This window comes from Chryseobacterium sp. JUb7, assembly GCF_024806495.1.
Classification (GTDB): domain Bacteria; phylum Bacteroidota; class Bacteroidia; order Flavobacteriales; family Weeksellaceae; genus Chryseobacterium.
Window position 1 is genome coordinate 106,369 of the sequence record NZ_JANUFF010000010.1, and the last position, 12,015, is coordinate 118,383.

Consider the following 12,015-nt stretch of genomic DNA (forward strand, 5'->3'; position numbering starts at 1 on the left):
TTTTTGCCGTTTTTAATATTAATCTTAAACTTCGGAACGTTGATTTCATTGGTATTGACTGTTACAAAAACATAGTTTGGATTTTCAACTTTCTGAATATTTTTTACCTGAACACCATCTGAAAGTTCAATTTCATTGTTGGCAATATTTTTCCATAGACTAAAATCTGGAGCTCGGGATTTTTCATTCCTTTCCACCAGAAGGCTGGTTCTACTTTATCTAAAGGTTTTTGTGAAAAAGCGATAATCGCAGTTGACAAAGCGATGATTGTGTATATTTTTTTCATTCTTAATATTTTTAATGTAAAGGACACGAAGTATTATATTCTGATCTACTTTTTCCTTTTACTTCTCTTCATTTACTTTTGAATATACTATGCAAAATAAGGTTTCGTCTTTATTAACAGGTGGAGTTCCTACTTTATATAGAATAACTCCGTCTGTAGTACAAATGATATTTTGTTTTTTCTTTCCGAATTCATCTGTGATATAGCCTAGATTCTGGTTTTTCCTAACCCAGTCTCCGTTTTTCAGATCACTGTAAAAAATTCCGCTTTCAGGAGACCGGATGTACTCCTGTTGATTGAAAAATACAGGTGCTTTTCTCTTCTTAAGTTTTGATTTTCCACGTACATAATTTCCAGAATGTGCCAGCATATTATAGACAGCAGTTTTTATCATCTCCACATTTTCCTGTTGCACTGTTCCCAGCTTGCCGGCTTCAATGCTTAACGCAGTAATCCCCTGTTGAGTTGCCTGTTTGAAAGCATATTTTGCAGGTTCGTCCGGTGTTAAATTATATGGATAAGAAACGAGACGTCTGATTTGTGACTGAACCGACAGGTCATAAGCGAGTTTTGTATTTTCTGGAGTATCTTTCCTGTCATAATAACATACAAAAGGCATCAGATCCTCATTAGCATCTCCTCCGTGAATGTCTAAAAATACAGTCGAATTGGAAATGATTTCTTTTGTAATAATATTTGCAATCTGATCGGTTGGTGTTCCGTCTGAAGAACCCGGAAAAGCATTATTTAAATTTTTATGGTCTAATGGATTAACGAAAGGGGTTCTTTTTTGAAAAGCCTCAACATTGGCAATAGGTACGATAATTAAGGTTCCTTTTATTTCCTCAGGTTTTATTTCTTTTAATATTTCCTGAACAGCAATGATTGGTGGATATTCATAACCGTGAATCCCTGCAACAATACTGAAAACGGGACCTTTTTCTTTTCCTTTAATCACCGTTACCGGCAGATAAGTTTCTTGAGCATCACCCTTAACTGTAAACACTATATCTTTTCTGAATGCCCCGTTCTGCGCCATTATCTTACTGATATTTTGCGCATTAGACCACACACTCATCATGATCAGTGATACCAGAACTGCTTTCTTCATTTTTTTCATATAAATAAAGATAATTAAATATATTTTAAACATCGGAAGCTTTTCGTGCGATCTTATTTGCGAGCCAGCTTACATAGAATAACTGGAAACTGTGATACACCATAACCGGAAGTAAAAACAGGACTTTCTGATCTTCAGGAATTCCCAATACCAATAAGAAAAGACTGCCGTGAACTAATGATTTTTTTGAACCACAAAAGGTCACCGTGATGATATCTTTAGCATTAAACTTCATTTTCCCCGCCAGAAACTGCAGAATATTATATACTGCGAAAAACAGGAAAACGACACTTAATGCAAGAATTAAAAATACAACGGATGGCACCGATACAAAAATATTCTCGATAAAGGCGGTTGAAAAACTTTCGTAGACAATTAATAAAATAATCAGTCTGTCAAATTCGGCGATCACGTTAGAATATTTTGTCACCCATTTTTTTAAAACAGGGTTTAAGAGAATTCCTAAAATAATAGGCAGCAATACTTTCATCAGCAATTGCTGTACAACTTCACCATGATTTCCTGAGCCTGAAGCTGGTTCTAAAAAAAAACTCATCAGAAGCGGGGTCATGACAATACCGATTAATCCGGAAATTGACGCATTAAAAATAGCAGAAGTAACATTTCCTTTGGCAATAGAAACCATGACAACCGACGAAGAAACCGTGGATGGCAGGCAGGCAAGAAAAAATACAGACAGCCAGATATTTTCATATTCCGAACCTTTTACCCAAGGATAAAACAGCAGGACAAGCAATGGAAAGAGGATAAAAGTCCCCGACTGAATCAGGAGGTGTAATTTCCAGTTGGAAATATCTTTTACGACTTCTTTTAAATTAAGTTTAAGTCCGTACAGTAAAAAAATACCGGCAATACCCCAGTCTATAAAAGCTGAAAGATTGAAATACCTGTTGTACGATTCATGAAACGGGACCAGTTTTGCCATTAAGACCATTACGATTAACAGGAGAAGAAAAATATTCTGCTTGTTAAAAATTTTAGTCATCAACATCATTAAATAAGAATAAAATTGTTTGTAAATAAAAAATCCTTAAAGACAAGAATACTTTAAGGATTATAAAGTTAAGAAATATTTATTTTACAGCCTACTTACTCTTTCTCAATATATCCGTCATTAAACAGTTTATTTGGTTTTATATAAACAACATTGTTCTGAAAATCCAGAAAAACATTAAATCTCTTTAAGATCTCATTGCCCAGAATATTCATTTTTTTATCAAGTACAGGTCTGCTTTCGGAAAGCAGCTGAGCCGGAATATTTTTCAGATTATATTTTCCCAGACTTAGCGATTCCAGATTGACTGTGTTGACAGGAATTTCATTGCCCTGGCCTCCTTTCATGACGACTTTTTTTATTATTTTCATCTGATCTGTAGGGAAATTCTGCTCTTTAAGTAAAGGATCGTCCAGCATGACTGTACGCTGGTATCCCGTATCAAAAAGGAACCAGTCTTTATTTGTTTGGGAACCCTGCTTTATCGTTGTTTCTACAAAAAACAGTTTATCAAAATATTTAATTTCTAATTTTTCGTAGGCTTTGTCTTTTTTTACATTTTCAGGAAGTTGAGAGTGTACAACCATCATTCCGTGGTCATAATTCATTTCCACTACCATTCCATCAAACAGATCCCAGCCAAACCTCCCGTCGGTACCATGTCCGGTTAGCTCAACCTGATAGATTCTGAATCCGTCATATTTTTTGTTTCCGATCGATAACACATTTACTCTTCCTTTCAGTTGTTCTTTAATTTTATCTTTCAGGGTTTCCCGGGTAAGAGAAAGATTGTTGCTTCCGGTATCAAAATTAAGAGTAAGAGAATCTTTATTCAATGCAGTCTTTACAAACATCGTATTCTGTTCATTGATTCCGAGACGGATGCTGTCGTGAAAAGGCGGATTGACATTACTGAAATCTTTGGGAACCGAGCTCTCAATTCGGGTAAGACAGGAATCTTTCCCTTTTAAAAGAATTACAAAATCTTTTTTTTCACCTTTTTTCACTGTAATTCTGATGGAATCGATATCTGTTTTTATTTTTACCGTTCTGGAGCCTTTGCTTATTTTAGAGGTGGTGTATACATCACGTTTTATAGACGGATCAATATTCCAGTCTGTTTTCAGCCCGTTGTCTTCTTCAAGGAAGATTGCTTTAGACGAATTAGCCTTTACCACAGGAAGCTTTTTTTGAGCCATAATCTGAAGGTAGGATATAGTTAAAAATAAAAAAGCGAAAGTATATTTCATAAGAGAATATGATTAAATAAGAAACTTACCAAGATAAATCATGACAATATCCAAGGAAGTGCTTCCAAGAGTTGATCCGTCATGGAAACAGTTATCGGTGGGAGCAATATAAAAATGATAAGGTTTATGCTCTATTCTTAACATAGGATAATCCGGAAAGAGCTTCATGAAATACGAGGTAATATTTTTGTTGTTCACATCATTTTCTTTCAGATCTATCTCTTTTTTAATCATATTATAAGCTTGCCGCATCGAAAGATTCGTTATCAATAAGTAACGTGATTCATTTCCCAAATTAAATGTTATTCTGTTTCCGAATGTATGAGCGGTATGGAGTGTCATATCTTTTTTTGAGGAGTCTTTGTGAACTCCGATAAACTGTAAGTCCCCGATAGACTGCCCCTCTGCCGGATTTCTTCTGCTCAGGGATACAATTTCGCTGTTTGCAAAGTTGGTAGCAAGACTCAAAAACCGGAATGGGCCCAGAGAAATCTGCTGCAAAAACTCATTAATATCAATATTGATCTGATCTACCACTTCCTTATGCTGTTTGAACTTGCTATAAACTTCCTCTTCAGAAATCGACGCCCCAAGATCTAGCTTAGAAAAAAGATTTCGGATATTTTCCGGCAGTTCACCAGTAAATACAGAATTGTAGTCTTTCTTGTTCTTATGATTCCCCTTGATGATTTTATATTCATCAGGCTCTGGTGTGCGCCAGTCGCGCTTTGGCAGGTAAGCTCCGGGCTCATACTGCTGTAAGAACCTTTCGCCTCCGAAAATAAATTCGTTGGGACCCTGCTGGGTATGATGAAGAACACCTGAATTAACCTGAAGTGTTCCTCCATTATGATCTGAGTATATTTTGATTCCGGGTTTTAGTTTTTTCATATGATTCAGTATTTATCAAATACTCCCACATAGACCATGGTCACATCAAATTCTCTGTTTCCGAGAGTTGTACCATCGTGGATAAAATTATCTGTAGGAGCAATATAGTATTGGTAAGGTTTAATTTCCAGTCTTAAAACCGGATATCCGGGATAGAGAGTAAAAAATTGTTCAACAATATTATCAGATGTTATTTTCTCCGTATATTTTTTCTGCACCTCTCCATAAATCTGCCTCAGCGTTAAATTAACAAAGTACAGATAACGTGATTCTGTGCTTATATTGATCGAAATCCTGTTTCCTGATTTATAAGCAGTATGAGGAGTAAAAAAACTACTTTTATCAATATGCAGACCTGTATATCTGAATGTGTTCTCTCCGATATGATGGAAAGTTGTACTCTGCATATCCGGAAGAGATCTGGCAATCCGGTGAAACTTATAATTCCTTTCTAAAGATTTTTCATCCAGAAAGACATTTGTTAACTCATTAATCTGCTTTGTAAGTACTTCATTTTCCTGAAATTTTTTTGGAACATCAAAAAGAGATTCACATTCATTCAGATCTAATTTTTTAAATAAATCCTTTAACTGATCAGGAATTGCTCCCACGCCGAGTGTATTAAACATTTTACGGTCTGCATCTGCCGTAGAAATTTTTCCGTACTCTGAATCCGTAAGAGCACGCCAGTCCATATTAGGTAAATAGGCGTTACTGTAATATTCAATATCAGAATTTGTATTTACAACCGGACTTACTCCTGTATTGATGCTGATCTGATCTTTTATATTCTGAATATGCCGATCATATACTTTGATACCTTTTCTTAAACTCATGCTAAACTGTAGGCTAATAATTTATCTTTAATATTTTTCTGAACAGAAACAGGTCCTTGGCTTTCCAACTCTTCTACAATCTCGTGATACGAAACTCTGGTAAGATCCATTTCTCTGCAAACCTCTTCAGGCAGGCTATTTATAAGGTCATTCTGGATATAGCTTACCAGTTTTATCATGTCGTGACAGTAAATCGTAGGATTATCAAATCCGTTTTCGTTTGAATATCTGTTTAGCAGGAAGCCACCTCCACATATTTCATAAATGGGACAGTTAAGGCATTTTTCGTTAACCATCTGATGAGAATTGATGTAAATATCAAAAAGCGGATCCGCCAGTACAGAGTCTATCTCGTGGGTATGGATGTTGATATCATTTCTGGTAATTCCTTCATAGCAGGCTCTTATAGAATCTGCCACTTCCAGATTTCCGTTTGTTTCCAGGATGGCTACCCCATTCTTTTTCAGTCCGAGTACCTGATCTCCCACTTCTTCACCTGCGATAAGTTGAATCAATGTTTTAAAAAATCTCATATTCGGTCTGTCCGGATCGCTTTTCCAGATAGCAAAGAGTTCGATCAGCCAATCTGCATAGGGTGTATAATTGCTGGTATTTACTTTTTCCCTGATGATCCCATCCGGTAACTTATCGAAATGTCCGTCGGGTAGTAAAAGATTAAAACTCAGAATATTGAGATCTTTAAATTCCTGATAAAGTTCCTGCGGACTGATATTCAGGTTTACTACAGACAAAACGCCATGCATCCCTTTATCCAATCCGAGTTGTATTGCACTCCGAACCTCATCATAAGATCCCTTTCCGTTATGAAAAACACGGTATTGATCGTGGTATTCTTTAGGTCCGTCTATGCTGACACCGACCCGGATGTTTAATTCATTAAAAAGACTGTACCATTCTTCATCCAGACCTACTCCATTGGTCTGAAGTACAAAATCAAAATAAGAATCGCTTAGTTTTTCTCTGAATATCTTTATGCTTTCCCTGTAAAATTCTTTTGGATATAATAAGGGTTCGCCGCCGTGAAAAACGATCTGAAAGGATTTCAAACCATTTTCGTCACTGTAACGTGATAGTTTTTCTGCGAACGTTGTCATCGTATCAAGTGACATGAATTTGGGCTGTTTCAAATAAGTTTTATCCCCCAAATTATACATGTAACAGTACGAACAGTTGAGGTTGCATCTGCTTGCAACCTTCAGAACAAAAGAAGTAACCATATCTATATCAATAAATAAAGTTCTTCGCTATTTGACTAACGAAGAACTAAAGTTTTAAAAATCAGTAAATTAAGCTCTTAAAAATGTATCATGCCTGTCATAAGCAGCTGATGCACCTGAAATGGCTACTACATCACAGCTACCTCCAGGAGGCGCAATGATAACACCGCCACCGCCACCGGTTCCCGGAGCAATGCCTAAATTATTGATTCCTCCGAAAATAGATTTGTAAAGATCTACATTCTCATTTTCTGAGTTCTGAATTGATTTTTTTAGAATTTCTTTTTGTTCAAGATTACTCGTGATTTTAAATTTCTTTTTCATAAAAGATGAGTTAAATGGGTTATTAATCTACTTATCTCACCAAATATAGAAAAATAAATTCACACTAAAAAACATTTTTAATTAAAAATTTACTTATTAATCTTCTTAATTGTTATTGCAAACCCACCACTTCTTACCATTTTGAAATTAATTTTCGATTTACTGGTAATTTCTTTTTTGTAGATATTATAACTTTGAGGATTGTTGATATAATCTGCGTCTTTACCGTCTTCATAGATGGTCGCTTCATATTTCTGACCTTTATCCAGGAATGAAAAATCTACTGTATACTCACGTTTATTTTCATCGGTAATCCCTCCTACAAACCAAGTATCTGTTCCTTTTGCTTTTCTGGCAGTGATCACATAATCTCCGGGCTCTGCTGATAATATTTTAGTATCATCCCAATCTGCAGCCACATCCTTGATAAACTGGAAAGCATCCATGTGCTTTTTATAATTTTCAGGTAAATCAGCTGCCATCTGAAGAGGCATGTACATAGTTACATATAACGCTAACTGTTTTGCAAGAGTAGTTTTTACAAAACGGGTATCTCCAGGGAAGTAATAATCCAGCTTGGTCTGGAAAATTCCGGGTGTGTAATCCATAGAACCTCCCATCCATCTTGTAAACGGAAGAATAGTCTGATGATCAGGGTTATTTCCTCCGAATGCTTCATATTCTGTTCCACGGGCTGCTTCAGCAGAAATATAATTCGGATAGGTACGGCTTTCCCCAGTCGGACGAACCGATTCGTGAGAATTTACCATGATTTTATACTCATTTGCTTTTTCTGCAATTCTGTAGAAATGGTTGATCGTCCATTGAGAATAATGGTGCTCCCCTCTTGGAATGATATCTCCTACATAACCCGTTTTCACAGCATCATAGCCGTATTTATTCATCAGCTGGAATGCTTTGTCTGCCCATCTTTCATAATTCGTTGCAGAACCTGAAGTTTCATGGTGCATGATCAGCTTAATTCCTTTTGAATGAGCATATTCATTCAACATTTTAATATCAAAATCCGGATATGGCGTAATAAAATCAAAAACGAATTCTTTAGAATGCCCGAACCAGTCTTCCCAACCAATATTCCAGCCTTCAATCAAAAGTCCCTGAAAACCGTTTTCTGCAGCGAAATCGATATATTCTTTAACTTTAGTATTATTGGCAGCATGCTTCCCTGTAGGTGTTAATTTTGAAAAATCAGTCTCCCCAATACGAACATTAGATTCAGGCTGAGCATAAGCCCACTGAGATTTTCCGATGATCATTTCCCACCAAACTCCCATGTATTTTGTAGGATGGATATAAGAAGTATCTGTATATTTAGTAGGCTCATTAAGGTTAAAAATCATTTTTGAATCCATTACCTCTTCTGCTTTTGGCGCTACAATAATTGTTCTCCAAGGCGTCACGGAAGGAGTCTGAATATATCCTTTTGCTCCCTGTCTGTCTGCTGTAAGGTGCGTTTTAAGCTTAAAATTCTGAGCATCCACTTCAAGGTGAGAAGCCGGATAATCCAAAACAGCAGCTTCCGCAACATTGATATATAAAGGCTCTTTTCCTTCTTTTTTAAGCATTAAAGGTGACTGAACCGCATTTTTAATCAAAGTCTGAGAAGCATTGGCATCTGCAGCTTTCGGCCATCTTGCAGGAATTTCAGAAACTTTTGTTTCCTGATACTGATATTCCTGAGAATCATAATCTGCCACCATCCACCAAGCTTTCATATCGCTTGGGAAATCGATTTCAGAATCTTCTTCTCTGATCACGAAATAATTCAGGTTTTTCTGCTGAGGGAACTCATATCTGAAACCCAATCCATCGTTAAACAATCTGAATTTAACAATGATGCTTCTGTCCGTCGTTGCCTGATTAAGCGTAACAGCCAGTTCATTATAATTATTGATATAATTTTTCTTCTCTCCTAAAACAGGCTGCCAGGTTTCATTTTTAGAATCTCTTTTTTCGTCTGTTTTAGTAAATCCGCTGTTTAGATCAAATTTAGCATCTTCAGGCTTTGCAATCTCAGATGCAAATTTTATGGAAGTATCTTTGAATAATCTCAATCCCAATTTGGAATCTTCAACTACCGTTTTACCGTTATATTTAAGGTTGTAGTAAGGAACGCCTCCCTTCAACTGGAAATCCATTTCAAATTTTCCGTCCGGCGATTTTAAAGACTGTGCATTAACACCCGCAAACATCATTGAGAGCAAAACTGCTCCAACTGTAATTTTCTTCATAATGACTATTTATAAACTTTAAAAATAAAGAAAGTGCTGTTGTAAAGCAGCACTTTGCTATGTAAATTCAGATTAAATTAATATTGATTTCTATATATTTACTTTAATAAACTGGAATTACTGAAAACTCTCCTGTCATATCATTAAAGAAAATATCATAGTTAAAAGTTGTCGTTAAAGGAATATTTCCTCCGCCTATTGTTGCTGTTCCAAAGAATTCCTGAGCCACGCCCCAGCTTGTCGCCCAATCGTGATTGGCTCTGAATTTAAATTCTCCTGAACTCAACATTACATTTCTTTTTGTCCAAACATGCGAATCAAATGTTGATTTCTCAAGATCTAAATCTGTAGACCAGCCTCCTGCAGACGGACCGATTAAAGAAATAGCAGTATAGGTTGTTGTAGGCGGCGTAACAGATACGAATGTATAAGTAAGTGCAGAGGTATTAATTGTTAATTTGTAATACCCTGAAGTCGGAACCGTAATATTACCAGATCCTCCACTTGTACTTAAAACACCTGCAGAAGCCCCCATCCCATACTGAGGATCCCAAGCTCCCGGAGTTTTTATGATTTTAAACCCTCCCTGAGCAAAATATCCTGTATACGTATAAACATTAGCCGTAATTGACTTTAATAATGGATAAATTTTCGCATTGCTAGCTACATTATCCCAAACTCCTGCTGTAGCATCCCCAATTAAATATAAATCAGTATATGTATAAACAGGTCCATTAATAAATGGTGTTATTTTTAAAGGAATCACATTTGAATAGTGAGTTTTTCCGGCAATTGATGTTTTAAGTCTTATCTCAATGTCAGTTTCAGATACCGTGCTTACCCCTAAAGATAATACAATATTATTCAGATCATTAACTGTGATTTTATAAGATTTAGCTCCTCCTAACATTTCAACAACTTTCAATGGGGTAAAGTTTGTTCCTTTTAAAGCAAACTCAACTTGATTGGATAGCTGTACATTCACTCCATAATCTGAATTAATCCAATCAAAGGTAACAGCTTCATTAGCAGCTTCAGAACTTAATAATACAAGAGATGTCTTATTAGCAGAAATCTTAGGATCTGTTCCTTCTCCCAAAACAGCCTGATCTTCATCTTTATCACAAGATATCAACAAAAAACCAATGAAAGCAATCGCGAATATTTTATATAAATGTTTCATTTTTGATATTATTTTATATTAGTAACCAGGATTTTGGATCAAATTATGATTAGCATTCAAATCACTTGCAGGAATTGGATACAACCTCCTGAAATCTTCTACAGCTTTACCATCTTTCACACCGCCTTTAAATGGCCACAGATAGCTTCCGGAAGTAAATTTCCCAAATCTAATTAAATCCGTTCTTCTTCCTGCTTCCCAAGATAATTCGCGGGCTCTTTCATCTAAAATAAAATCTAAATTAATTGATGTTACGTTACCTGAATTATTTCCGTACGCTCTTTGTCTTAGTAAATTGATGTACTGAATGGCTGTAGCATTGCTTCCTCCACCTCCACGCAAAACTGCTTCAGCATAAGTCAGATAAGCTTCAGCCAATCTAAACATAGGAAAATCGGTATCAACGAAATCTCCGGCAGCATCTGATCCTGGCTGCCCGTTTCTTTTAATATTTTTAAATTTTGTAATTGGATACCCATCTGTAAAGGTAGCAACATTATTAATTTCTAGACTTTGTCCATCAGTATGAAATGTTCCTCTTTTATCAATTAAGCCATCAGTAGACGGAAATAAATTTGCAATATTTTTTGTACTCCTAAGACCACCCCATCCACTGTTAATTCCAAAATTAGCAGGATTCATAGATCCTCCCGTGCTTGCATGGATAATATAAGTAGTTCCCCCAAATGTTCTGGTATGAGTACCATCATAATTGACAGAGAAAATAGTCTCGTTATTATTCAAATTATTATCTGCCAAAAATAGTTCTCCATAATTAGCTTTTAAAGAATAACCAGCAGCAATTACTTTTTCAGCATATACTCTTGCATCAGAATATCTTGCCTGCCCTGTATAAACTTCTGCATTAAGATATAGTTTTGACAATAACATCCATACTGCTGCTTTATCAGCACGGCCATACTCATTAGTTCTTGGATCTTTAAGTATCCCTTCTAAATCTTTTAATTCAGATTCTATATAATTAAAGAGTTCTTTACGTTCAATTCTTGGTGGTGGTGTAGTACCTACTTCACTTGCTTCTGTTGCAAACGGACCATTTCCAAAAAGATCAATGGCGTGAGAGTAACTTAATGCTCTCATAAAACGTGCTTCATTTCTGAATAATCTTGCTTCATCAGCATTTGTCCCAGTAATATTTCTGGAAGCCAGTTTTTCATCGGTAGTTTCACGAATAAACTCATTTGACAAACCAACCTGATAGTAAATTCTGTAGTAAAGAGCAGCAATAAATTCGTTACTTGCAGACCATGTCATACTGTGAAGACTAGGTAAAGATCCGTCTCCCCATGCTATAACTGCCTCATCAGTTGGCAATTCCTGTAATTGAAAATATTGTCTGATATAATTGGATGTACCACCATCTATCCCACTGATATCTGGATCACCATCTCCACCATTTTGACCACTCATCGCCAAACCAGCATATATTTTGGCTAAAACTCCTTTATAATTATTAAAGTCTGCATATACAGAAGCCGATGTAACTTCCGTTTGCGGCAATCTGTCTAAATCTTTCTCACATGAAGTAAGAAACAACACTGCAGTAAGACCGGCAGCAAATATTGTTTTATTGATATATTTAAATGTCATGATTTCTCC

At 36.0% G+C, this 12,015-nt stretch carries 10 protein-coding genes and 1 pseudogene; all 11 read right to left on the reverse strand.

The features are described 5' to 3' along the window. Nucleotides 1-20: 20 nt before the first annotated feature. Nucleotides 21-286 (reverse strand): annotated as a pseudogene (locus M2373_RS22600) (cyclomaltodextrinase N-terminal domain-containing protein); the annotation flags it as partial. A gap of 58 nt (nucleotides 287-344) precedes the next feature. Next, the gene (locus M2373_RS16970) at nucleotides 345-1,397 is read right to left on the reverse strand and encodes a succinylglutamate desuccinylase/aspartoacylase family protein (protein ID WP_259112291.1); all 1,053 of its coding nucleotides are present in this window, start codon (nucleotides 1,395-1,397) and stop codon (nucleotides 345-347) included. Nucleotides 1,398-1,431: 34 nt separating this feature from the next. Continuing rightward, on the reverse strand, nucleotides 1,432-2,412 hold the full coding sequence (locus M2373_RS16975) for a bile acid:sodium symporter family protein (RefSeq protein ID WP_409013209.1): 981 nt from the start codon (nucleotides 2,410-2,412) through the stop codon (nucleotides 1,432-1,434). A 104-nt stretch (nucleotides 2,413-2,516) separates the two neighbouring features. Continuing rightward, the gene (locus tag M2373_RS16980) at nucleotides 2,517-3,671 is read right to left on the reverse strand and encodes an aspartyl protease family protein (protein WP_259112294.1); all 1,155 of its coding nucleotides are present in this window, start codon (nucleotides 3,669-3,671) and stop codon (nucleotides 2,517-2,519) included. A 12-nt stretch (nucleotides 3,672-3,683) separates the two neighbouring features. After that, nucleotides 3,684-4,562, reverse strand: a complete 879-nt coding sequence (locus M2373_RS16985) for a hypothetical protein (protein ID WP_259112295.1) — start codon at nucleotides 4,560-4,562, stop codon at nucleotides 3,684-3,686. Nucleotides 4,563-4,567: 5 nt separating this feature from the next. Beyond that, nucleotides 4,568-5,398, reverse strand: coding sequence for a hypothetical protein (locus M2373_RS16990; protein ID WP_259112297.1), 831 nt, complete (start codon nucleotides 5,396-5,398; stop codon nucleotides 4,568-4,570). Beyond that, entirely contained in the window at nucleotides 5,395-6,636 is a 1,242-nt protein-coding gene (locus tag M2373_RS16995; RefSeq protein ID WP_259112298.1) for a radical SAM protein, read from the reverse strand. The genes M2373_RS16990 and M2373_RS16995 overlap by 4 nt, the downstream gene beginning before the upstream one ends. Before the next feature lie 69 nt (nucleotides 6,637-6,705). Beyond that, nucleotides 6,706-6,960 (reverse strand): hypothetical protein, encoded by a 255-nt coding sequence (locus M2373_RS17000; protein ID WP_259112299.1) that lies wholly within the window; start codon nucleotides 6,958-6,960, stop codon nucleotides 6,706-6,708. An 89-nt stretch (nucleotides 6,961-7,049) separates the two neighbouring features. Continuing rightward, nucleotides 7,050-9,212 carry a glycoside hydrolase family 97 protein gene (locus M2373_RS17005; protein ID WP_259112300.1) on the reverse strand — a complete coding sequence of 721 codons (2,163 nt, stop codon included), beginning with the start codon at nucleotides 9,210-9,212 and terminating at the stop codon, nucleotides 7,050-7,052. Between the two features lie 103 nt (nucleotides 9,213-9,315). Beyond that, nucleotides 9,316-10,395 (reverse strand): SusE domain-containing protein, encoded by a 1,080-nt coding sequence (locus M2373_RS17010; protein WP_259112302.1) that lies wholly within the window; start codon nucleotides 10,393-10,395, stop codon nucleotides 9,316-9,318. Nucleotides 10,396-10,413: 18 nt separating this feature from the next. After that, a complete protein-coding gene (locus M2373_RS17015; protein ID WP_259112303.1) occupies nucleotides 10,414-12,006 on the reverse strand; it encodes a RagB/SusD family nutrient uptake outer membrane protein in 1,593 nt (530 codons plus the stop codon). Nucleotides 12,007-12,015 lie beyond the last annotated feature (9 nt).